Here is a 22,651-nt window from a genome sequence, read left to right on the forward strand (position 1 = left end):
CCACCGATGAACGCGACGGCCGTGCCGAGCCCGAACGCTCCGAGCCCGACGCCGAGGGACAAGCCGATCAGCTTGCGCCGCTTGATGGTCGAGCCCTCGAGCGCGTCGGTGAGGTTCGCCGCAACCGTCTTGCGCTGGAGCTCGGGAGAGGCGCCGTCGTGGCGATCCTGGATCGAGATCTCCTCGGGGATGAACTTCTTCTGGAACAGCACCGCGCCGATGCCGATCGCCAGGATCGACAGGCCGAAGGTAACCCCGTAGAGCGGGGTGGCCAGGGCGTAGATCAACTCGCCGGCGGACCCGAACGGCTTGTACTGCCACGGCCAGAACAGGAAGACCACCAGCAACGCAAGACCCGAAATGCCGCCCAGCAGCAGCCAATACGACACGGCCCGTTCGGCGCGCTTCTCGGCCTTGGTGCCCTCGACCGGCCAGCGCGGCTCTTTCAGGATCGTCTCGACGCCGTCGATCCTGCCGCCGAGTGTCACCAGCTCCTCGCGCGACATCTCCGCGAGTTGGGCGTCGGTCGGCTGACCGTCGGTTTCCTTGGGTGCGTTCTCCGAGGTGCTCATGCTCGCGATCCGATCCACATGGCGACGCCGATGATGGCGACCATCCCGATGATCCATGCCGCCATGCCCTCCGGCGCGGGGCCGAAGCCGCCGAGCCCGTACCCACCGGGGTTGGGCGTCTCCGTGGCCTCACGCACGTAGGCGACGATGTCGCGCTTCTCCTCAGGGCTGAGCTGCCGGTCGGAGAACTTGGGCATGTTCTGCGGGCCGGTCAACATCGCGGTGTAGATCTGCGCGGGCTCGGCACCGCTGAGGTCGGGGGCGTACTGGCCCGACGACAGTGCACCCCCCTTGCCGGGGAAGTTGTGGCAGGACGCGCAGTTGAGCCGGAAGAGGTCACCGCCACGGGCCACGTCGCTGCCGAGCAGTGACTGCTGCGCGACGTGGCCGTTGTCGTCGCGGGGGACGGTGGGCCCGCCACCGTTGGCCTGCACGTACGCGCCGAGCGCGTCGATCTGGTGCTCGTCGAAGATCGGGTCCTTGCTCGGGGCCTGCGCCTCACCGCGCATCGCTGGCATGCGACCGGTCGACACCTGGAAGTACACGGCGGCCTCGCCGACCCCGATCAGGCTGGGGCCGCGGTCCGCCACACCCTGCAGGTTGGCGCCGTGGCACGTCACGCACGAGGTCTCGAACAGCTGCTTGCCGGTGCGCAGCAGCCCGAGCTGCGACTCGTCGGCGACGGCGACCTGCGGCTGCGGCGTCAGGGTGGCCGCGAGGCCACCGGCGACTGCGAGTCCGATCAGCAGCAGCATTGCTGCCGAGAGGCGTCGGCGCAGCCGACGGCGGGACTTGCTGGTCATCGAACCCCTTCTCATCGGCTGCTTTTCGATCGAGCTCATCGCACGAAGTAGATGGTGGCGAACAGGGCGATCCACACGATGTCGACGAAGTGCCAGTAGTACGACACGACGATCGCCGCGGTGGCCTGCGCCGGGGTGAACTTGCTCATCGTCGTGCGCATCAGCAGGAAGATGAACGCAATCAGGCCGCCGATGACGTGTAAGCCGTGGAATCCGGTGGCCAGGTAGAAGACCGAGCCGTAGGCGCTGCCGGGGATGGTCGTGCCGTGGGTGACCAAGTGGTAGTACTCGTAGGCCTGACCGCCGACGAAGAAGGTGCCCATCAGGAGGGTGATCAGGTACCAGCGCCGCAGGCCGTAGACGTCGCCGCGCTCGGCGGCGAACACACCCATCTGGCAGGTGAAGGACGACGCGATGAGCACCAGGGTCACCGGCACCGCCTGATACAGGTTCAGTTCGGTGGGATGCGGCGGCCAGTCACCGGCGGCTTGGGCGCGCGCGGTGAAGTACATGGCGAATAGTCCAGCAAAGAACATCAATTCGCTGGAAAGCCAGACTATGGTGCCGACACTGACCATGTTGGGCCTGTTCAGCGAATGCACCCGCGACGTGATCGCGGTTCCCGAGGTCCCTACAGCACTCGTCACAACATGAAGTATGACGCTTTGTAGTTGATTAACTCCACCCGGGTCGCGAGATTCGTCGTTTTCTGTTTTGGGAGCAGGGCAGGGCGGTGTGGCCGACGGCTAGGCTCACCCGCGTGGCATCCGACGTTTCCCCCACTTGGCCTCAGATTCTGGGGCGGCTGACGACCAGTCAGGCGCTGGCGACCGGGCAGGCCGCCTGGGCGATGGATCAGATCATGACCGGGTCTGCGACGCCCGCCCAGATCGCCGGCTTCGCCGTCGCGATGAAGATGAAGCGTCCCACGTCAGCCGAAGTGACCGAGTTGGCCGACGTGATGTTGCGGCACGCCCGCCGCGTGCCGCCCGGTTCGATCAGCGCTGACGCGGTCGACGTGGTGGGCACCGGCGGTGACGGAGCGAACACCGTCAACCTGTCCACGATGGCTTCGATCGTCGTCGCCGCCAGCGGGATCCCCGTCGTCAAGCACGGCAACCGGGCGGCGTCGTCGCTGTCCGGGGGTGCCGACACGCTCGAGGCCCTCGGCGTCCGGATCGATTTGGGACCCGACGACGTCGCCCGCAGTGTGGCCGCGGTCGGCATCGGGTTCGCCTTCGCGCCTCAGTTCCACCCGTCCTACCGGCACGCGGCCGTGGTGCGCCGTGAGATCGGGGTGCCGACGGTCTTCAATCTGCTTGGGCCGCTGACCAATCCGGCCGCGCCGCGGGCCGGCCTGATCGGCTGTGCGTGGGGTGACCTTGCCGAGGTGATGGCCGGGGTGTTCGCGACACGGGGGTCCAGTGTGCTGGTGGTGCACGGCGACGACGGACTCGACGAGCTGACCACGACCACCACCAGCACCATCTGGCGGGTGCAGAGGGGCACCGTCGAGCGGCTGACGTTCGATCCGGCGGCGTTCGGCTTCCAGCGGGCCGACTTGAGCGAGCTCATCGGCGGTGACGCCGAGGCCAACGCGGCATCGGTGCGCGCCGTGCTCGGCGGGGCAACGGGGCCGGTGCGCGACGCGGTCGTGCTCAACGCGGCGGGCGCGATGGTGGCCCACGCCGGGCTGGCCAGCGACGCCAAGTGGGTGCCCGCCTGGGAATCCGGGTTGGCCCGCGCCACCGAGGCGATCGACTCCGGGGCGGCCGAGCAACTGCTGGCGCGGTGGGCGCGGTTCACCCAGAAGCTCTGATCGGCGGCCGCGCCGCAGCGACGGACCGGGGCGCTCGGCGCGGTCCGTAGAGAACGTCGTAGTCCTCCCCGACGGCCTGCTCGGCGGCGATCCGCGCCGACCGGGCCTGCGCCGCCCACTCGGCCAACCGCCCTGCCGCAGCGAGCGGGGTCGCGTAACCGGATTCCCCGTCACCCGTACGCACGATGCGCACACCCGGCTGGGCGAGCCAGCGGGCGATCAGCGCCGACTCCTCGACCAGCGCACCGCCCAGCGGCGCCGCAGCAGGCAGAATCGCTTGCGCCGCAGCGCAAATCGCGTCGACGACCGGCATCGGTGGAACTCCACGCCTTGCGTTGCCTGCCGCGCCGAGCTGGCCGCACCGGATCACCGCCAGCTGCCAGCCGCCACTGCCGTCGGGGCGGGCCGCCACCAGTTCGGCTACCGCGGTCAGGGCACGCAGCCGTTGACCGCGCCACAGGGCATCGATGGCGGTCGCGGCGTGGTCGCGCAGCCGGGCCGCGGTCTCGTATCGGCCACGGGCGGCAAGGTCTTCGATGTGGGCCAGCGCCTCGGACAGGGCCGCGCCGTCGGCGCCGGCGATGAGGCGGTCCGCGCGCAGCGGACCCGCGGCATACCCGTCGACCGCGACGTCGCGTGGCGCCGGGCACGGCGACAATTCGCGCTCGGCGCAGGCGGGCCCGTGCAGCGCCGAGCGGCCCAGCCGGGCGGTACAGGTTCGCACGCCGGTGAATTGGGCAATCAGCGCCGCGGTCTCGGCGGCGTCGGCACGGGCCCGGAAGGGACCGAAGGTGCGGTCGTGCTTGGGCGCCCGAACCACCGAGAAGCGGGGAAAGGGCTCGTCGGTGAGCATCACCCACCACCACCGATGCGGAAACTTCGACCGTCGGTTGTACGGCGGCGCATGGGCTGCCAGCAGCCGAAGTTCCCGCACGCCCGCCTCGAGGTCGTGTGCGCACTCGACGTGGTCGACACGGGTGGCCAGCCCCACCATCTCCTTCATCCGGGTGCGCGGATCCGCGCCGTTGAAGTACTGGCCGACCCGCCGCCGGAGGTCGACCGCGGTTCCGACGTAGAGCACCTCGTCGGCCGGGCCGCGGAACAGGTACACCCCCGGGCGGTTCGGCAGGCTCGCGGCCAGGTGGCGCTTGCTGCGTTGCGCGGGCGTCACGTCCGGCAGATATGACCGCAGCTCGGTGAGCGAGTGCACGCCCTGGTTCCCGATCCGTTCGATGAGGGCGTGCAGTACGTCGACCGTGGCACGCGCGTCGTCGAGCGCGCGGTGGGTCGGGGTGGTGGCCGCATCGAACAACTGCGCCAGCGCGGACAGGCGCACGCTGGGGGCCTCGTCGCGGGTGAGCACGCGGCGCGCCAGCTTGACCGTGCACAGCACCGGCGGTTGCGGCCAGACGAGCTGGCATCGCTTGGCCGCGGCCTTGAGGAAGCCGATGTCGAAGCCGGCGTTGTGCGCCACCAGGACTGCGCCGCGGGAGAACTCGAGGAACGACGGCAGCACCGATTCGATCCGCGGGGCGTCGCACACCATGGCCGTGGTGATGCCCGTGAGCGCGACGATCTGTGGAGGGATGGACCGGCCGGGATCGACCAGGGTGGCCAGTTCGCCGAGCACGACGCCGCCCCGCACCTTGACGGCGCCGATCTCGGTGATCTGGTCGTGGTCGCGCCGTCCCGGCGTTGACTCGGTGGCCCGCCCGCCAGTGGTCTCGAGGTCGACCACGACGAACGTGGTGTCGCGCAACGACACCTCGTCCATGTCGAACGCCAACTGGCCCCCGTCCGGTTCGGAGGGCAGGAGCGAAGCGACCCGGGATCGTGGTGGCGCCATGCCGTGACCGTAGGGCCGTCGACTGACATCGACGTGATTTGTCGGTGCGTGTCGTTAGCGTGCGATCAAACGAAGTGAAAGGAGTGCTGCGATGGTGCAACGCGAGACACCGGGGCAGGACGGCGGCAGCGTCGTCATCGATTGCGACGACTGCGCCGTCCGCGGGCACGGGTGCAAGGACTGCGTGGTGAGTGTTCTGCTCGGCGTCCCCGAGACGTTGCAGGACGACGAGCGCCGCGCGCTGGAGGTGCTCGCCGACGTAGGGTTGGCACCGCGCTTGCGGCTGGTGCCAATTCACCGCGGGCGTCAATCAGGAGTCGCCTGACGACACGCACCCCCGGGACAGCGAAATTTATTCCGGGGGGCCTGTTAAATTTGCGTCTTCTAATGGACAACCCCGATGCCGTTTCGTAACCTACTTGAGACCTAAGAGCAGTACGAGCGGTTCACAACGGCAGTTGTAAGGACGCAAATCTTGAGGCTTGACCGCACGCGCCGAAGCACAGGTGGTATCCGACGACCCGTCATAGGTGCGATAGCCGGCCTCATGATGTTGGGCGGGGTGCTCGCCGGAAATGTGCAGGCCGACCCCGCTGACGATGCGATGGCAAAGCTGAATGAGCTGTCGCGGCAGGCCGAGTCGACCACCGAGGCCATGCACACCGCGGAGCTGGAACTCAAGGACAAGCTGGCAGCGCAGCAGTCTGCCGACGCCCAGCACGCTGCCGACATGGCGGCCGTGGATGCGGCCAACGGGCAGCTGGCAACGTTCCAAAGTGGCGTCGACAGGGTTGCTGCCGCGCAATACATGGGTGGTCGGACGGACGGCCTCGACGCGATGCTGACCGCCTCTTCGCCGCAGGGGCTGATCGATCAACTCGCCGTGCAGCGGGTGATGGCCACCGAGATGTCGGTGCAGATGCACAACTTCAAGGCCACCAGCGCGCAGGCCGCTAGCGCGGAAGCGGCGTCCGCCAAGTCCGCCGCCGACGCCAAGACCGCCGCCGAACAGGCCGCCGCGGTGCGCGCGGACTTGCAATCCAAGCAAAGCAAGCTGCAGGTGCAGATCGCCGTCGTCAAGTCGCAGTACTCGGTTCTCAGCCCTGCCCAACGGCAGGCTCTGGCCGCTATTCCGCCCGCGCCGGCACCCGATGCGGTGCCACCGGCACCCGATGCGGTGCCGCCGGGCGACGGCGGGCCCGAGGTGCTGGCCGCCGCTCCTGGTGGCGACATCGCGCCGCCGGAGGCCGCCGTTCCCATGCCAGGGCCCGGTGCAGAGGGCATGGTCGCCGTCCAGGCGGCGCTCACCCGGATCGGCTCGCCGTACTCCTGGGGCGCGTCGGGACCAAGCTCGTTCGACTGCTCCGGTCTGGTGATGTGGGCGTTCCAGCAGGCCGGCGTCGCGCTGCCGCACTCCAGTCAGGCGCTGGCGCAGGGTGGCCAGTCGGTGTCGATGGACCAGATGCAGCCGGGCGATCTGATCACCTATTACTCGGACGCATCGCACGTGGCCATCTACATCGGCGACGGCATGATGGTGCATGCGTCCACCTACGGGACACCGGTTCGGGTCGCCCCGGTGGACAATGCGCCGATCCACAACGTCCGCCGGTACTGACCGCCCGTTTCTGGGCATCCTGCTGCTCGTCGAGCTGATCGCCGCCGTCGCGTTGCTCGCGCGTCCCGCGCCGATGGTCGCACCAAACGCGTCGCCACCGCTGGCGTCGAACACCCCGGCGCCGACGTCGCAGACGCTGACCCTGCGCGACGGCCGCACCGCCACCCTGATCCCGCTCGGCGGCGCCCGGTCCGCCGGCTTGACCGCCCGGATCGCCGCCGAACTCGACTCCGCCGCCGAGGCCGTCACCGCGTTCTGGGGTGAGGGCTGGCGCCGCGACATCGTGATCGTTGCGGCGAGCACCGACGAGGAGTTCGCCACACTCGGCACCCCCGGATCCGACATCGCCGCGGCGACGACGCCTGCGCGGATCGTGTTCGCGCCCGGCGCGGCGGCGATGAGCGACGAGGCGCTGCGCATCGTTCTGCGTCACGAACTGTTTCACTACGCGGCGCGGGCCGACACCGCGGCAGACGCACCGCGCTGGCTGACCGAGGGCGTCGCCGACTTCGTCGGACGCCCGCCCGAGGCGCGGCCGGGACCCGCGCGGGCCGCCGACCTGGCCCGGTTGCCGACCGACGCCGATCTCGACACCGCGGGCGCAACGCGGTCGCTAGCCTACGACCGGGCGTGGTGGTTCAGTCGCTTCGTCGCCGACCGGTACGGGATGCCGGCACTGCGCAGGCTGTACCTGGCGGCGTGCCGCCCCGGCCACCCCGACGTCGCGACCGCAGTCCAGGACACCCTCGGCGCGGACCTGCCCCAGGTGGTGGCGTCCTGGCGCCAGTGGCTGAGCGGATAGCCTGACTCCGATGGCCCGAATTCTGCTGGTGACCAATGATTTTCCGCCCCGACCCGGCGGCATCCAGTCCTACCTGGAGAACCTGGTGGGGGAACTGGTCAAGACGGGCACGCACACACTGACGGTCTACGCGCCGAAGTGGAAGGGATGCCAGGCCTTTGATGTTGAGGCCGCCCAGTCCTCCTATGACGTGGTGCGTCACCCCACGACGTTGATGGTGCCCGAGCCGTCGGTGGCGGTGCGGATGCGACGGCTGATCGCCGACCGCGACGTGGACACCGTGTGGTTCGGCGCCGCCGCGCCGCTGGCCCTGCTGGCGCCGCTGGCCCGCCACGCCGGGGCGAGTCGGGTGATCGCAAGCACGCATGGGCACGAGGTGGGCTGGTCGATGCTGCCGCTGGCCCGAACGGCGTTGCGGCGCATCGGGAACGACACCGACGTGGTGACGTTCGTCAGCCACTACACCCGCGACAGGTTCGCCTCGGCGTTCGGGCCACGGGCCGCCCTCGAGCATCTCGCGCCAGGGGTCGACACGGACCGGTTCGAGCCGAATTCGGTCGCGCGGGCGGAGTTGCGGGCGCGCTACCGCGTCGGCGAGCGGCCCGTCATCCTGTGTCTGTCGCGCCTGGTGCCGCGCAAGGGGCAGGACATGCTGATCCGCGCCCTGCCTGCCATCCGGCAACGGATCGACGGTGCTGCTCTGGTGATCGTCGGGGGTGGGCCGTACCGCACCACGCTGCACCGGCTGGCGCACGAGTTCGGCGTCGCCGAGCACGTGGTGTTCACCGACGGCGTTCCTGGCGAGGAGCTGCCCGCGCACCACGCGATGGCCGACGTGTTCGCGATGCCCTGCCGGACCAGGGGAGCGGGGCTGGACGTCGAGGGCCTCGGCATCGTGTACCTGGAGGCCTCGGCGTCCGGCGTGCCCGTGGTGGCAGGCCGGTCCGGGGGTGCGCCGGAGTCGGTCATCGACGGCGAGACGGGACTGGTGGTCGACGGTTGGGACGTCGGCGCGATCGCGGCGGCGGTCGGTGACCTGCTGGCCGATCCCGACCGGGCCGCGCACATGGGTGCCGCGGGCCGCAGATGGGTCGTCGACAACTGGCAGTGGCGCACCAAGGCGCAGCGCCTCGGCGAGCTCCTGACCGGCTAGCGACCGGCTACTCGGACGGCTTGGCGTAGAGCGCATCGATGTCGCTGGCGAACTTCTCCGCCACGACCTTGCGCTTGACCTTCAGCGTCGGGGTGAGCTCGCCGGTGTCCTCGGTGAAGTCGACCGGCAGGATGCGGAACTTGCGAATCGACTCGGCATGGGACACCGCCTGGTTGGAGTCCTTGACGGCCAGATCGATCTCGGCGACCAGGTCGGGGTCGTCGGCCAAGTCGCCGACAGAGGCTCCGGTGTCCTTGCCGTTGCGCGCCTTCCATGCCGGGAAGGCCTCGGGATCGATCGTGATCAGGGCCGCGATGAACGGCTGGGCGTCGCCGACCACCATGGCCTGGCTGACCAGCGGATGCGCTCGCAGCCGGTCCTCGAGTAGAGCAGGGGCGACGTTCTTGCCGCCCGCGGTGACGATGATTTCCTTCTTGCGTCCGACGATGGTCAGGAAGCCATCGCCGTCGATCGCCCCGAGGTCACCCGTGTGGAACCAGCCGTCCGAGAAGACCGCGTCGGTCTCCGCCTCGTTGCGCCAGTACCCACCGAAGACGACACCGCCGGAGACGAGCAGCTCACCGTCATCGTTGATGCGCATACTGTTGCCCGGCACCAGTTTTCCGACGGAACCGACCTTCACGTCGCCCACCCGGTTGACGGTGATCGCCGCGCTGGTCTCGGTCAGCCCATAGCCCTCGTAGATGGTGAGCCCCACGCCCCGGTAGAAGTGTCCGAGGCGGGCACCCAGCGGCGCGCCACCGGAGATCGCGGCGCGGCAGTTGCCGCCGAGCGCGGCCCGCAGCTTGCCGTAGACCAGCCGGTCGAACAGCGCGTGCTTGAGGTTCAGCAGCAGACCCGGCCGGCCGGTCGCCTGCGCCTGGCTCCACTCGATCGCCGTTCTGGCCGCGGCCGCGAAGATCTTGTCCTTGCCGCCGTCGTGGGCGTTCTGCTCGGCCGTGTTGTAGACCTTCTCGAAGACGCGTGGCACCGAGACCACCAGCGTCGGCTTGAACACCGCGAGCGTCGGCACCAGGTTCTTGACGTCACTGGTGAAGCCCAGCGTGACCTTGTTGGCGAAGGCCGCGATCGTGATGGCGCGAGCGAGCACGTGGGCCAGGGGCAGGAACACCAGGAGCTTCTCGCCCTTGTCCAGCAGTGCCGGGAAGCACGACTTGGCGCCGCGCATCTCGTACAGCAGGTTTGAATGCGTCAGCTGGCAGCCCTTCGGCCGGCCGGTGGTGCCGGACGTATAGACGAGCGTGGCGACGTCGGACGACTTGATGGCGGCGAGCCGGGTCTCGAGCTCCGCTCCGTCCGTCGCCTTGCCCGTCTCGGCGAGCTCGTCGAGTGCGGACTGTCCGGACCCGTCGATTCGCAGCACCTTGCGGAGCTCGGGCAGTTCGCCCCTGAGCTGCTCGATCGTATCGGCATGCGCGTCGGTCTCGGCGAACGCCGCAACGGCCCCGGAGTCGGACAGCGCGAAGCGCACCTGCTCGGCCGAGGAGGTCTCGTAGATGGGCACGGTCACCGCGCCGACGGCCAGGATGGCGAAGTCGATGATCGCCCACTCGTAGCGGGTTGCCGACAGCACCGCGACCCGGTCGCCAGCGCCGACTCCTTCGGCGATCAACCCCAAAGCGGTCGAGCGGACCTGGGCGGCGACCTGGGCGCAGGTGACGTCCGACCAGGTCCCGCCGATCAACCGTTGAATGATGGCGTGGTCGGGATCGTCGCGCTCGTGGGCGAACACGGAGCTGGCGACGTTGTCGTGCTCGCCGACAGTGAACGATGCGGGCACACTGAACTCGTGCACGGTCCTGGCCTCTCAGCAGTGGTAGCGGCAGTGCCTGCGAATAGCCTAGTCGGCGCGCAGTGACATTCCCCGGTCGCTTCGCTCCCGCCCTCCGGTGACGCTGACGAACTCTCGTGTGTGAAGCTAATCGGCGATGAACAGCATCCAGATCGCGGACGAGACCTTCGTCTGCGCCGACCCGATCGACGTCGGCGCGGCGGTCGCCGACCCTGCGAACTGGCGGCGGTGGTGGCCGGACCTTCGGCTCACGGTGATCGAGGACCGCGGTCCGAAGGGGCACCGCTGGACGGTGACCGGGGCGTTGACCGGAACCATGGAGGTATGGCTTCAGCCCGTCCTCGACGGCGTCATCCTGCACTACTTCCTGCATGCCGAGCCTGCGGGGGCGACGGCCTGGGAGCTGGCCAGGATGGACCTGGCCAAGTTGAACCACCGGCGCCGGGTGGCGGGCAAGACGATGGCCTTCGAGGTGAAACGGAACTTGGAGGAAACGCGCCCCGTCGGGGTTTCCCGGCTGGCGTGATAACCAGGCCTCGCCTTAGGGGGTGCGGGTACATTTTTGTCCTGAAGGGCGCGTGGCTGCCCTTCAGCGCACCGAGCGACCCGGGAAGAGAAACACGTGGCGGACAAGACTGCGCAGACGATCTACATCGATGCCGATCCGGCGACTGTGATGGACGTGATCGCCGACATCGGCTCATACCCGGACTGGGTCGCGGAGTACAAGGAAACCGAGGTTCTCGACGTCGACGACGAGGGCTACCCACGCACGGCGCGACTGCTGCTCGACGCCGCCGTGCTTAGGGACACGATGGTGTTGACCTACGTCTGGCCCCCGGACCACGAGTCGGTCACCTGGTCGCTGGTGTCGAGCTCCTTGTTGAGGGCGTTGGAGGGAGCGTATCGCCTGTCGCCCAAGGGATCCGGAACGGATGTCACCTACGAGCTGTCGGTCGACCTGATCATCCCGATGATCGGCCTGCTCAAACGCAAGGCCGAGCGCAGGCTCACCGACACCGCGTTGAAGGACCACAAGAAACGAGTCGAGGCTGAGTGACCGCCAGTGATCTCGTAGCGGCGGCCGCCGTTCGGATCAGTCTCTTCGTCGGCAAGGGCGGGGTAGGCAAGTCCACGTTGGCGACCGCCACCGCCGTGTGCGACGCGCGCAGCGGCCTGCGGGTGCTGATCGTGTCGACCGATCAGGCGCACTCGACTGGCGACGTGCTGGGCACCACGGTCACTCCGACCGGCGAACGTCTGCCGACCCGGGTGCTGGCCGACCTGGACGTCGGCGCGGACGCGGGTGGCGGATTCCTCGACGCACTGGCTCTCGACACCCTGGCGCTGCTGGAAATCCGCTGGCGCGAGGTGGCAGGAGTGCTGGCCGCCAGGTTTCCGGAATCCGATCTGGGAGACGTTGCACCCGAGGAACTTTCGGCGCTGCCGGGGATACAGGAGGTCCTCGGCCTGCACGAGGTGGGCGAGCTCGCCGCCTCGGGCCGGTGGGACCACGTGGTGGTCGACTGCGCGTCGACGGCCGACGCGATGCGCATGCTCACCCTGCCCGCCACGTTCGGTCTCTACCTGGAGCGGGCCTGGCCACGGCACCGTCGGCTGTCGCTGGCGGCGCAGGACGCCCGGTCCGCGGGCGCGGTCGAGTTGCTGGAGCGGATCAGCGCTGGGATGGAGCGACTCGGCTCCCTGCTGGTCGACGGAACGCGGGTCCGCGCACACCTGGTGCTCACCCCTGAGCGGGTGGTGGCCGCTGAAGCGGCGCGCACCCTGGGTTCGTTGGCCTTGATGGGCGTGTCAGTCGACGAGCTCATCGTGAATCAAATTCTGATGCAGGATGATTCGTACGAGTACCGCAACCTTCCCGAACACCCGGCCTTCGATTGGTACACCGAGCGGATCTCCGAGCAACGGGCAGTGCTCGACGAACTCGACACCGCCATCGGCGACGTAAAGCTCGTGCTGGTGCCGCACCTACCCGGTGAGCCGATCGGCCCGAAGGCGCTGGCCGAACTGTTGGACAGCGCCCGCAGCAGGGACGGCTCGCCACCCCCAGGACCACTGCGAGCCGTCGTCGACCGCGAATCGGGATCCGGACTCGATGCCGTCTACAGATTGCGGCTACAGTTGCCGCAGGTCGACCCCGGCGCGTTGACGTTGGGCCGGGTCGACGACGACCTGATCATCGGTGCCGGTGGCATGCGGCGCCGGGTACGGTTGGCGTCCGTCCTGCGGCGATGCACCGTGGTGGACGCCCAGCTGCGTGGCGGCGAGCTGACGGTGCGTTTTCAACCCGATCCGGAGGTGTGGCCGGCGTGAGTGCGTCTCACCCCGAGATTGGTCCCGAGCTGCGCCAGTTGGCGCAGACCATCCTGGACCGGCTCGATCCGGCCGTGCGCCTTGCGGCCGCGCGGGCAATGGCCGGCGGCGCGGGCAAGTGCGAGCAGGTGTGGTGCCCGGTGTGTGCACTGGCGGCGTTGGTGAACGGCGAGCAGCACCCGATGCTGACCGTGATCGCCGAGCACAGCGTCGCGCTGCTGGCGGTCGTCCGGGCCATGGCCGAGAGCGCCGGTGCCGCCGAGCCGCCCGACGGTCCCCCCACTGGGCCGGGGCCCTCGGCTCCGGACGACGAGCCGCCGCCCGCCGGGCCCGGCCGATATCAGCACATCCCGGTGACCGTCGAGGAATGACCGGCGCACGTGGACTGCGGTCTGCGTGGCCCCCGCCGCTGCGCGTGGGTAAAGTTGTCGCAGGGCACCGTCCGGGCGCCCGACGCGGGAGGCTCGATGTGGTACTGGCTGTTCAAGTATGTGTTCATGGGGCCGTTGCTGTCGTTGTTGGGTCGCCCGAAAGTTCAAGGGCTGGAATACGTTCCGGACTCCGGTCCAGTCATCCTGGCCAGTAATCACCTCGCCGTCGCCGATAGCTTCTACCTGTGTCTGGTGGTGAGGCGGCGAATCACCTACCTGGCCAAGGCCGAGTACTTCACCGGCACCGGCATCAAGGGCTGGTTCACCCGCTGGTTCTACACCGCCGCCGGCCAGGTGCCGATCGACCGGACTGACGCCGATTCCGCCCAGGATGCGCTGACGACCGCGGAACGCATTCTCGGCGAGCGCAAGGTGCTCGGCATGTACCCGGAGGGCACCCGCTCGCCCGACGGCCGGTTGTACAAGGGCAAGACGGGGCTGGCCCGGCTGGCGCTGGAGTCCGGGGTTCCGGTCATCCCGGTTGCAATGGTCGGCACCGACGTGGTCAACCCGCCCGGCTCCAAGATGTGGCGGTTCGGCCGGGTCGAGGTGAGGTTCGGCAAGCCCATGGACTTCAGCCGGTTCGAGGGGCTGGCAGGCAACCGGTTCATCGAACGCGCGGTCATCGACGAGGTGGTGTACGAGCTGATGCAATTGTCTGGCCAGGAGTACGTCGACCTGTACGCGGCCGACGTCAAGGAGAGCGCGGACGGCCCGAACGACGGCAACCCGCCGGACCGCATCCCGGAATCTGCCGCAGGCTAGTTCGTCGCAACGACCGAAGCGGTGTCGCGGGCAGGCCGGTTCGCCTGGTTCGGACGCCCGGTGACGGCGCCGGCCACCGAACCGGTCACCACGATCACCAAGAGCGCCCACCACAGATAGGAATCGCCGGCCAGCTGTCGCAACAGCGACGCGGACGTTTCATGGTGCTTCGGCATCAGCGTGATCGGGGTCCACACCATCAACGCCAGGCCCGCCGCCGTGACCGCCGCCAGGGCGACGTTGCGGTGCCGGTAGGCCACCACCGCGGTCACCAGCACCGTCGGCAGCGCCCACACCCAGTGGTGCGACCACGACACCGGCGAGACGATCAGCCCGAACATCGCGACACAGACCAAGGCCAGGGCGGCGGCCTCGCCGCCGCGTGCATCGGAGCCGTCGGGCTCCGCCGTCCTGAGCACCCGGTGTGCCGCCCACACCACTAGCGTCAGCGCCACGAAGCAGGCCAGCACCCACACCACGAACCGCGGAGTGTCGCCGAGACCCAGACGCGCCAGCGTGCCCGCGATGTTCTGGTTGGTGTTCAGCGTCGCCGTGCCGATCCGGTCGGTGTCGTGCACGGTCTCGGTCCAGTACTGGAAGGAGTCCTGCCAGGCCAGCAGGAACCCGACCAGCGTGGCCGCCACCACCGACGCAGCCGCGACCAGCAGGGCCCGGGTGTCCCTGCGCAGCAGGAAGTACAGCAGGAAGACCGCCGGCGTGAGCTTCAGCGCGATCGCCACCCCGAGCAGCAGTCCACGCGGCCACGGCGTCCGGCGTGGCACGCAGTCGGCGATCACCAGCGTCATCAGCACGACGTTGATCTGGCCGAAGTCGAAGTTCGACCGGATCGGCTCCAGGTAGATGACGGCCGGCGCGACGATCGCCGCCGCCAGCCAGCAGCGTCGCAGCCAGGCCGGGCCGGTGGCGATCGCCGAGTGGTCCCAGACCCGCAGTCGGGTGAGCACGATCCACGTCGAGACGATGAGCAGCAGCAACGTGATGACCGTGATGGTGACACCGGCACCGGATAGCGACAACCATGCGAATGGCGCGAACACGATCGCGGCCAGCGGGGGATAGGTGAACGGCAGGTCCAGGCCGGCGCGGGTATGGAAGATGGTGCCGTCGCTGTAGAGCGGGGTGCCGTCGAGCCAGGCGCGGCCGCCCATCCGGTACACGTCGATGTCGATGCGGTACGGCGCGTCGACCAGCAGGTGCCAGCCCGCCCAGACCAGTGCGGCCAACGTCAGCAGCTGGAACAGCCGCCACCCGATGGTCGGCCACAGGTGGGCCCTGTCGGGGGGCCGCAAAATACTCATCTCGCCGAACAGCCTATCGGGGCGCCACGGCGAGTCGGGCACCATCCGGTCCGCGACGCGCGCAGGTCGGCGTAAGTTTTGCCCGTGCTAGATCCGAAATTCGACCTGAGTTTCCACTTGGCGATCCCGCCTGGCCGACTGCCGCTGATGTGGTGCCTGATCGCGTTTCTTCTGACCTTCCTGGTGACCCGGACGATCGTCCGCTACATCCGTCACAACGCCGACCGCAACACCCCGCCCAAGTGGTGGCAACCACGCAACATCTCGGTTTCGGGGGGCGGTGGCGGCATGCACATCCACCACGTGGTGATCGGCGTGATCTTGGTCATGATCTCCGGGGTGACCATGGTGACACTCGCCGTCGATGGAGGTGTGCCCGAATTCACTGCGGCCGCAATAGGATTCGGTATCGGCGCGGCGCTGGTGCTGGACGAGTTCGCGCTGATCCTGCACCTGCAGGACGTGTACTGGTCCGAGGACGGCAGGACTTCGGTGGATGCGGTGTTCGCGGCGGTCGCGGTGGCGGGGCTGCTGATCATGGGGCTCAATCCGCTGTCGTTCTTCGACGTCGACATCTGGCGCGACGACCGCACCCTGCTCGCACGTGCCACCGTGGTGGGGGTCGCCCTCTTCACCCTGTCGCTTGCGGTGGTCGTCCTGCTGAAGGGCAAGGTGTGGACCGGTCTGGTCGGGATGTTCATCACCCCTCTTCTGATCGTCGGGGCGATCCGGGTGTCGCGGCCGCACGCGCCGTGGGCGCGGTGGCGCTACGCCGACCGGCCGCGCAGGATGCACCATGCGCTGGAGCGGGAGCGGCGATTGCGCCGGCCCGTCGTTCAGGCCAAGTTGTGGCTGCAGCACGTGATCGCCGGGGAGCCGCACTTTCCCGACGACGTCGAGGTCAACGAGCAGCTCGACAAGGAAATCCACGCCGCTCCGGCGCCGCGCGCCGCGAGTGTGGAGGCGGGCTGAGACATGCGCTACTTCTACGACACCGAGTTCATCGACAACGGTCGCACCATCGAGCTGATCTCGATCGGCGTCGCCGCCGAGGACGGCCGCGAATACTACGCCATTTCAACGGAATTCGACCCGGAGCGGGCGGGCCAGTGGGTGCGCAAGAACGTGCTGCCGAAGCTGCCGTCACCGTCGTCGAAGCTGTGGCGGTCGCGCAGACAGATCCGCTCGGACCTCGAGGACTTCTTCGACGTCGACGGCGACGAATCGATCGAGTTGTGGGCCTGGGTGGGCGCCTACGACCACGTGGTGATGTGCCAGCTGTGGGGCCCGATGACCGACCTGCCGCCCGCGATACCGCGGTTCACCAGGGAGTTGCGCCAGTTCTGGGAGGAGCGGGGCTCGCCGCGGATGCCGCCTCGGCCGCGCGACGCGCATGACGCGCTCGTCGACGCCCGGCACAATCTGCGCCGGTTCCAACTGATGACGGGCGGGCGCCCAGACGAACAGGGCGACGACGGGGCCTGGGCCGCACGCGCCTGAGCTGCTGGTATGGCTGGTGAAACCGGCTGTTTCACCCGGCTACCATAGATGGGTGAACTGGACCGTCGACGTACCCATCGACCAGCTTCCGTCGCTGCCGCCGCTGCCCGACAGCCTGCGAATGAGGCTCGACGCCGCGCTGGCCAGGCCCGCTGCGCAACAGCCCGACTGGCCGGCCGATCAGGCCAAGGCGATGCGGACCGTGCTGGAGAGCGTCCCGCCGGTCACCGTGCCTTCGGAGATCGAGCGGCTCAAGGGGCTGCTCGCCGACGTTGCACGCGGTGAGGCGTTCCTGCTCCAGGGCGGCGACTGCGCCGAGACGTTCGTCGACAACACCGAACCGCACATCCGCGCCAACATTCGCACCCTGCTGCAGATGGCGGTCGTGCTGACCTACGGCGCCAGCATGCCGGTGGTCAAGGTGGCCCGCATCGCAGGGCAGTACGCCAAGCCACGCTCGGCCGACCTCGACGCGCTCGGGCTGAAGTCCTACCGCGGCGACATGATCAACGGTTTCGCGCCCGACGCCTCGGTCCGCGACCACGATGCGTCGCGCCTGGTGCGGGCCTACGCCAACGCCAGCGCCGCGATGAACCTGGTGCGGGCTCTGACCTCATCGGGGCTGGCGTCGCTGCACTCGGTGCACGACTGGAATCGTGAGTTCGTCCGCACCTCACCCGCGGGTGCCCGGTACGAGGCGCTGGCCGCCGAGATCGATCGTGGGCTGAAGTTCATGACCGCCTGCGGGGTGGCCGACCGCAACCTGCAGACCGCGGAGATCTACGCCAGCCACGAGGCCCTCGTGCTCGACTACGAGCGGGCGATGCTGCGTCTCGACTTGGAGGGAGCCGAGGACGGCACCCCCAAGTTGTACGACCTGAGCGCGCACTACGTCTGGATCGGGGATCGCACCCGCCAGCTCGACGGCGCCCACGTCGCGTTCGCCGAGGTGATCGCCAACCCGATCGGGGTGAAGATCGGGCCGAACATGACGCCGGAACTGGCCGTCGAGTACGTCGAAAGGCTCGATCCGCACAACCAGCCGGGTCGCCTGACGCTGGTCAGCCGGCTGGGCAACGGCAAGGTGCGCGACCTGTTGCCGCCGATCATCGAGAAGGTGCAGGCCACCGGTCATCAGGTGATCTGGCAGTGCGACCCGATGCACGGCAACACTCACGAGTCGTCGACGGGCTACAAGACCCGGCACTTCGATCGGATCGTCGACGAGGTGCAGGGCTTCTTCGAGGTGCACCGCGCGCTGGGCACCCACCCCGGCGGCATCCACGTCGAGATCACCGGCGAGAACGTCACCGAGTGTCTCGGTGGGGCACAAGACATCTCGGATTCCGACCTGGCGGGCCGCTACGAGACCGCATGCGACCCGCGGCTGAACACCCAGCAGTCCCTTGAGCTGGCGTTCCTGGTCGCCGAGATGTTGCGGGACTAGAGCAGCCCGGACAGATTGCTGCCAAGAGTCCACGCGCCGACGGCGACGAGCCCGGCCAGCGTCAGGACCGTGACCACCCATAACAGCGTCGCCCGCCTGGCGCGCTGTCGGGCCCACTCGAACTCGTCGATCTCGATGCCTGCGAACCGCTCCGGGTGGTGCCGGTAGTCGTCCCGCCCGGTGTCGTCGGCGGGCGGGGCCGGACGCCAGTCGTCGGGGCCGCGGGTGAACTCGCGGGTGTGCCGGCGCGGCGGCTGCACGGTGGCCCCGGTGGTTCGTTCGGCGTGCACGCTGGCATGTTGCGCCGCGGCCGACGCGTGCTGGGCCGAGTTGCGCGGCGCAGGCACCCGGAAGGGCGGCAGCCCGAGCTCCTCGACGATCGTGCCCAGCTCGGCGCTCATGTCCTGCGCATCGGCGAATCGGTCGGCCGGGTTGCGCGCCGTCGCGCACAGCACGAATTCGTCGAATTGCGCTGGCACGCCTGCGATCGCCGCGCTCGGAGGGGGCACGTCGTGATCCATCCGCTGGTATGCCACCGACAACGCGGTGTCGCCCTTGAACGGCGTGTCGCCGGTGAGCAGTTCGTAGGCCAGCACGCCGACCCCGTACACGTCGCTGCGCGGGCTGGCATCGCCGGTGCCCACCTGCTCGGGCGACAGGTACGCCGCGGTGCCGAGGATGACGCTGGTCGATGTGATCTTCGCCTCGGCGATCGCGCGGACCAGACCGAAGTCGGCGATCTTGACCTCGCCGTCGTCGGAGATCAGCACGTTCTCGGGCTTTACGTCGCGATGCACCAGACCGGCGCGATGGGCCACCGCGAGGCCGCTCAGCACCGGCGCCAAGACGGCGGCGACGGCGTGCGGCGGCATCGGGCCGCGTTCGTGCAGGAGTTCGCGCAGCGTGCCGCCCTCGACGAGTTCCATGACGAGGAACGGGTGGTGGGCGTCGAAGCCCTGGTCATAGACCGAAACCAGGCCGGGATCCTTCAATCTGGCGACCGCGCGCGCCTCGCGCTGGAACCGGGTGAGGAACTGTTGATCCTGCGCATAGCGGGAATCCATCACCTTCAGCGCCACCGGCCGGTCCAGTCGGACGTCGAGCCCGCGGTACACGGTGGACATGCCTCCCGTCGCGATCATCCCGTCGACGCGGTAGCGGCCGTCCAGAACCGCGCCGACAAGCGGGTCCGATCGCTGGCTGGTCTCCACGCGTGCATCTTAGACTCGCATCTGTGAGCACCATTCCGGCCGCCGAGGACGTTCTTGATCCCGACGAAGCCGTCTACGACATACCCACAGTGGCGTCCCTGCTGGGCATCCCGGTCACGAAGGTGCACCAGCGCCTGCGTGAACGACACCTGATCGCGGTGCGCCGCGACGGCGTCACCGTGGTGCCGAAGGCCTTCTTCGACGACGCCGGACGCGTGGTCAAGCCGCTGCCCGGTCTGCTGGTGGTGCTGCACGACGGCGGATACCACCCGACCGAGATCGTGCGGTGGCTGTTCACCCCTGACCCCTCGTTGACGATCAGCCGCGATGGGGACATCGAACCGAAGCCCAATGCCCGTCCCGTCGACGCGTTGCGCTCCCATCAGGCCCGCGAGGTGGTGCGCCGGGCGCAGGCTATGGGCTACTGACGGTCTGCCGCTCCGGCGGGGGCTCCTGCGCCTCGCGTGCCTTGGCCAGTGAGTACCACGCCAGCCCAGCGCAAGTCGTGGCCAGCAGCACGTGCAACCACGAGTACATGCCGTGTGAGCCGTCGGGTTTGAAGATCACCATGATCCACGTGGAGAAACCGGCGATCACCGCGATCGCCGCCCGACTCTGCGCCAGCGCGGACAACACCGCAAGCGGCCAGGTGTAGTACCAGGGCAACGCCGCGGGGACGAACAGCACCACGACCAGCATCGCCAGCGCGATGCCGGTCAGGGCCTCGCGGTCGTCGTGGCGAAACCGCCACCACAGCAAGGGGAGTGAGATGGCGATGGTCGCGATGCCGATGATTCGGGTGACGTCGAGAACGGCGTAGAAGTTGACCGGCAGGAGCAGGCCGCCGACGACGTTGATCAGGTTCGCGGCCGCGGTGGGCAGAGTCAACCAGTTGATGATCTTCACCGAACCGGCGAGTGCGGTCAGCCAGCCGAGGCCGACGCCGGCCAGCCATGACAGCACGGCGAACACCACGCCGAAGATCACCACCGAGGCCGCCGTCGCCGTCGAGAAGGCCGGCACCGGCCCGAGTTTCCGGCGTTGCTGCAACTGACGCATCCAGACCCAGACCATGAACGGCAGGGCGATCCCCGCGGTGGCCTTGACCGCGACCGCGATGGCGATCAGGCTGACCCCCCAGGCCGGATGGTTGGCGAAGGTGAGCGCGATGGCGGCCATCATCAGCCCGACCATCAGCATCTCGTTGTGCACGCCGCCCATCAGGTGGATGATCACCAGCGGGTTGAGCACGCAGATCCACAGTGCCGCAGCGCCGTTGGCGCCGACGTGTCGGGCGACTCGGGGCGCGGCCCAGATCAGCATCACCAGGCCGGGCAGCATGCACAGCCGCAGCAGCATGGTTCCGCTGACGACGTCGTTCCCGACCATCATCGTGACGAACTTGGCGACCAGGATGAACGCGGGACCGTACGGTGCCGTGGTCGTGGTCCAGATCGGACTCACGTTGTCCAGCAACGAGTTCGGGTTGTCGATGGGTCCGACGATGTAGGGGTCGAGGCCGTCGCGCAGCAGCGCGCCCTGCGCCAGGTAGGAGTAGGTGTCGCGGCTGAACACCGGCACGCTGAGCAGCAGCGGCGCCAGCCAGAAGCCCGTCGTCGCCACCATCGTGTACTCGGTGGCGCTGCGGTCCACGACCCGCCGTCCCAGCCACAGCCACGACACCAGCATCACCGCCACGCCGCCCCACAGCAGCACCGACGACACCACCAGGCCGTGGCCGAACCGCAGCCAGGACAGGTGCAGCGACTCGAGCAGCGGGTCGTGCAGTCGGGTGCTGCCCGCGCCGAGACCGCCAAGGGTGATCAGCACTGCACCCAAGAAGCCGAGAAGCGCCGGACGGGCCTCCGGCGACGTCGCGAATGCCACCAGGCGCGAAATGCCGGCCGCCAACCCGGTTCTCGGGTCGCGCGTCGACGTCGGGGTAGTCATGCTCCTCAGGCGGACCGGTTGGACGCCCGTCCGGCGAGCTCGGCCAGGCCGGCCTTGGCATGCAAGTCGATCGGTGCGGCGGTCAGCACGTCAAGCGCTCGTCGGGTGAGCGTGTCGATGTGGTCCTCGACCGCGGCAAGCGCCCCGACCGACTCGATCACCAGGCACAGTTCGTGCACCTCCGGGTCGGTCAGCACCGTGCCGATCGAGGTGCGCAACAGCTTCGCGGCCGCCGGATCGCTCTTCTCGGCTCGCTCGATGGCCTCGGCCAGCAGCACGGTGCGCTTGCCCGACCGCAGGTCATCACCGGAGGGCTTGCCGGTGACCGCCGGATCGCCGAACACCCCGAGCACGTCGTCGCGAAGCTGGAAGGCCACCCCGAGGTCGGTGCCGAGCTCGTGGAACGTCGTCTGCACGTCCGGCCGGTCCGCCGCGGCGGCCGCGCCCAGCTGCAGCGGCCGCGAGATCGTGTAAGAGGCCGTCTTGTAGGTGTTGACGGTCATCGCCGACGCCACCGACTCGGCACCGCTGGCCTCGGCGGCGATGTCGAGGTACTGCCCGCCGAGCACCTCGGTCCGGATGTCGGCCCACACGCGCTGGACGCGGCGATGCGCATCCAGCGGCAGGTCGACGGTGGCGACGATGTCGTCGGCCCACACCAGGGATAGGTCGCCGAGCAGGATCGCCGCGGAAAGGCCGAACTGGTCGGGTGACCCGTGCCAGTTCTGCTCGCGATGACGGTCGGCGAACAGCCGGTGCACCGTGGGCAAGCCACGACGCGTCGCCGACGCGTCGATGACGTCGTCGTGCACCAGCGCACACGCGTGCAATAGCTCCAGAGCGGCGAACAGGCGAAGGATGTCCGGGCCTGCCGTGTCATCGGGAGACACCGCGCGCCACCCCCAGTACGCGAACGCGGGACGCAGCCGTTTGCCTCCGCGCAGCACGAATTCCTCGAGTGCGGCGGTCAGGTCGGCGTAATCGGCGCCAATGTAGGCGGCACCGCGTCGGCGCTCGCGGAGATAATCCCGCAATTGATCGGTGACGGCGCCCGCCAGCTCGACGGCCGACGGTGCCGCGGCTTCCACGCTCAGCGGGCGCCCCTTTCCTTACCCCGGATTGCATTCAGAGTAGAGCGTGCAGGGCCGTTCGGAGCAACTCAGGGCATAGGTGCGTCAACGCGGCGGTTCGTGCGGATCCGCCACCACGGGACTGCGGTCTCTGCTCATCCACGCGACCCCGCCGATGATCGCCGCCACCACGAACGC

22 protein-coding genes and 1 pseudogene are annotated in these 22,651 nt (G+C 68.9%); 14 read left to right on the forward strand and 9 right to left on the reverse strand.

Annotated elements, in window-relative coordinates:
* The 3 genes and pseudogenes from QOC69_RS19070 to ctaE form a co-directional block, all read right to left on the reverse strand.
* A pseudogene (locus QOC69_RS19070) lies at positions 1 to 572 on the reverse strand (cytochrome bc1 complex Rieske iron-sulfur subunit); the annotation flags it as partial.
* The gene (gene qcrC, locus QOC69_RS19075) at positions 569 to 1,390 is read right to left on the reverse strand and encodes a cytochrome bc1 complex diheme cytochrome c subunit (RefSeq protein WP_526442441.1); all 822 of its coding nucleotides are present in this window, start codon (positions 1,388 to 1,390) and stop codon (positions 569 to 571) included. The gene qcrC and the pseudogene QOC69_RS19070, both read right to left, overlap by 4 nt.
* A 20-nt stretch (positions 1,391 to 1,410) precedes the next feature.
* On the reverse strand, positions 1,411 to 2,022 hold the full coding sequence (gene ctaE / locus QOC69_RS19080) for an aa3-type cytochrome oxidase subunit III (protein ID WP_526442405.1): 612 nt from the start codon (positions 2,020 to 2,022) through the stop codon (positions 1,411 to 1,413).
* Between the two features lie 86 nt (positions 2,023 to 2,108).
* Here ctaE and trpD point away from each other — a divergent pair, with 86 nt between their 5' ends.
* Positions 2,109 to 3,194 (forward strand): anthranilate phosphoribosyltransferase, encoded by a 1,086-nt coding sequence (trpD, locus tag QOC69_RS19085; protein ID WP_526442407.1) that lies wholly within the window; start codon positions 2,109 to 2,111, stop codon positions 3,192 to 3,194.
* Here the strand turns inward: trpD and QOC69_RS19090 are convergent.
* Positions 3,178 to 4,968, reverse strand: a complete 1,791-nt coding sequence (locus tag QOC69_RS19090) for a DEDD exonuclease domain-containing protein (protein WP_526442443.1) — start codon at positions 4,966 to 4,968, stop codon at positions 3,178 to 3,180. The two genes, trpD and QOC69_RS19090, sit on opposite strands and share 17 nt — an antisense overlap.
* Before the next feature lie 163 nt (positions 4,969 to 5,131).
* Between QOC69_RS19090 and QOC69_RS19095 the strand changes: the two genes are divergently transcribed.
* From QOC69_RS19095 to QOC69_RS19110, 4 genes are all read left to right on the forward strand, one after another.
* Positions 5,132 to 5,365 carry a hypothetical protein gene (locus tag QOC69_RS19095; RefSeq protein WP_526442409.1) on the forward strand — a complete coding sequence of 78 codons (234 nt, stop codon included), beginning with the start codon at positions 5,132 to 5,134 and terminating at the stop codon, positions 5,363 to 5,365.
* Positions 5,366 to 5,515: 150 nt separating this feature from the next.
* On the forward strand, positions 5,516 to 6,658 hold the full coding sequence (ripC, locus tag QOC69_RS19100) for a peptidoglycan hydrolase RipC (RefSeq protein ID WP_526442411.1): 1,143 nt from the start codon (positions 5,516 to 5,518) through the stop codon (positions 6,656 to 6,658).
* Positions 6,627 to 7,460 carry a peptidase gene (locus tag QOC69_RS19105; protein ID WP_526442413.1) on the forward strand — a complete coding sequence of 278 codons (834 nt, stop codon included), beginning with the start codon at positions 6,627 to 6,629 and terminating at the stop codon, positions 7,458 to 7,460. Before ripC ends, QOC69_RS19105 begins: the two co-directional genes overlap by 32 nt.
* A gap of 10 nt (positions 7,461 to 7,470) precedes the next feature.
* On the forward strand, positions 7,471 to 8,613 hold the full coding sequence (locus QOC69_RS19110) for a glycosyltransferase family 4 protein (RefSeq protein ID WP_526442415.1): 1,143 nt from the start codon (positions 7,471 to 7,473) through the stop codon (positions 8,611 to 8,613).
* A 7-nt stretch (positions 8,614 to 8,620) separates the two neighbouring features.
* On the opposite strand, the gene QOC69_RS19115 is transcribed toward QOC69_RS19110, so the two are convergent.
* Positions 8,621 to 10,429 (reverse strand): AMP-dependent synthetase/ligase, encoded by a 1,809-nt coding sequence (locus tag QOC69_RS19115; RefSeq protein ID WP_526442417.1) that lies wholly within the window; start codon positions 10,427 to 10,429, stop codon positions 8,621 to 8,623.
* A gap of 133 nt (positions 10,430 to 10,562) precedes the next feature.
* Between QOC69_RS19115 and QOC69_RS19120 the strand changes: the two genes are divergently transcribed.
* From QOC69_RS19120 to QOC69_RS19140, 5 genes are all read left to right on the forward strand, one after another.
* Positions 10,563 to 10,952, forward strand: a complete 390-nt coding sequence (locus QOC69_RS19120; protein ID WP_526442419.1) for a polyketide cyclase / dehydrase and lipid transport — start codon at positions 10,563 to 10,565, stop codon at positions 10,950 to 10,952.
* A gap of 96 nt (positions 10,953 to 11,048) precedes the next feature.
* Positions 11,049 to 11,486, forward strand: coding sequence for an SRPBCC family protein (locus QOC69_RS19125; protein WP_526442421.1), 438 nt, complete (start codon positions 11,049 to 11,051; stop codon positions 11,484 to 11,486).
* On the forward strand, positions 11,483 to 12,760 hold the full coding sequence (locus QOC69_RS19130; protein ID WP_526442423.1) for an ArsA family ATPase: 1,278 nt from the start codon (positions 11,483 to 11,485) through the stop codon (positions 12,758 to 12,760). The genes QOC69_RS19125 and QOC69_RS19130 overlap by 4 nt, the downstream gene beginning before the upstream one ends.
* A complete protein-coding gene (locus QOC69_RS19135) occupies positions 12,757 to 13,131 on the forward strand; it encodes a hypothetical protein (RefSeq protein ID WP_526442425.1) in 375 nt (124 codons plus the stop codon). Before QOC69_RS19130 ends, QOC69_RS19135 begins: the two co-directional genes overlap by 4 nt.
* A 96-nt stretch (positions 13,132 to 13,227) precedes the next feature.
* Complete coding sequence (locus tag QOC69_RS19140) at positions 13,228 to 13,956, forward strand: lysophospholipid acyltransferase family protein (protein WP_526442427.1); 729 nt, start codon at positions 13,228 to 13,230, stop codon at positions 13,954 to 13,956.
* Here QOC69_RS19140 and QOC69_RS19145 read toward each other — a convergent pair.
* Entirely contained in the window at positions 13,953 to 15,275 is a 1,323-nt protein-coding gene (locus QOC69_RS19145; RefSeq protein WP_526442429.1) for a glycosyltransferase 87 family protein, read from the reverse strand. The two genes, QOC69_RS19140 and QOC69_RS19145, sit on opposite strands and share 4 nt — an antisense overlap.
* A gap of 147 nt (positions 15,276 to 15,422) precedes the next feature.
* Here QOC69_RS19145 and QOC69_RS19150 point away from each other — a divergent pair, with 147 nt between their 5' ends.
* Genes QOC69_RS19150 through QOC69_RS19160 form a run of 3 tightly spaced genes read left to right on the forward strand, consistent with a single transcriptional unit; the run spans position 15,423 to position 18,222 of the window.
* Entirely contained in the window at positions 15,423 to 16,247 is an 825-nt protein-coding gene (locus tag QOC69_RS19150) for a hypothetical protein (RefSeq protein ID WP_526442445.1), read from the forward strand.
* 3 nt (positions 16,248 to 16,250) lie between these two features.
* Entirely contained in the window at positions 16,251 to 16,775 is a 525-nt protein-coding gene (locus QOC69_RS19155) for a polyadenylate-specific 3'-exoribonuclease AS (protein ID WP_526442431.1), read from the forward strand.
* 52 nt (positions 16,776 to 16,827) lie between these two features.
* Positions 16,828 to 18,222 (forward strand): class II 3-deoxy-7-phosphoheptulonate synthase, encoded by a 1,395-nt coding sequence (locus tag QOC69_RS19160; RefSeq protein WP_526442433.1) that lies wholly within the window; start codon positions 16,828 to 16,830, stop codon positions 18,220 to 18,222.
* Here the strand turns inward: QOC69_RS19160 and QOC69_RS19165 are convergent.
* Positions 18,219 to 19,364 (reverse strand): protein kinase domain-containing protein, encoded by a 1,146-nt coding sequence (locus QOC69_RS19165; protein ID WP_526442447.1) that lies wholly within the window; start codon positions 19,362 to 19,364, stop codon positions 18,219 to 18,221. The genes QOC69_RS19160 and QOC69_RS19165 overlap by 4 nt on opposite strands.
* Before the next feature lie 92 nt (positions 19,365 to 19,456).
* Here QOC69_RS19165 and QOC69_RS19170 point away from each other — a divergent pair, with 92 nt between their 5' ends.
* Positions 19,457 to 19,861: an Rv2175c family DNA-binding protein gene (locus QOC69_RS19170; protein ID WP_526442435.1), complete on the forward strand. Its 405-nt coding sequence runs from the start codon at positions 19,457 to 19,459 to the stop codon at positions 19,859 to 19,861.
* Here QOC69_RS19170 and QOC69_RS19175 read toward each other — a convergent pair.
* Entirely contained in the window at positions 19,848 to 21,383 is a 1,536-nt protein-coding gene (locus QOC69_RS19175) for an alpha-(1->6)-mannopyranosyltransferase A (RefSeq protein WP_526442437.1), read from the reverse strand. The two genes, QOC69_RS19170 and QOC69_RS19175, sit on opposite strands and share 14 nt — an antisense overlap.
* 5 nt (positions 21,384 to 21,388) lie before the next feature.
* Entirely contained in the window at positions 21,389 to 22,471 is a 1,083-nt protein-coding gene (idsA2, locus tag QOC69_RS19180) for a bifunctional (2E,6E)-farnesyl/geranyl diphosphate synthase (RefSeq protein WP_526442439.1), read from the reverse strand.
* Positions 22,472 to 22,651: the final 180 nt, after the last annotated feature.

The sequence above is a fragment of the Mycobacterium sp. genome (assembly GCF_032162105.1).
In the GTDB taxonomy this organism is placed as follows: Bacteria; Actinomycetota; Actinomycetes; order Mycobacteriales; family Mycobacteriaceae; genus Mycobacterium.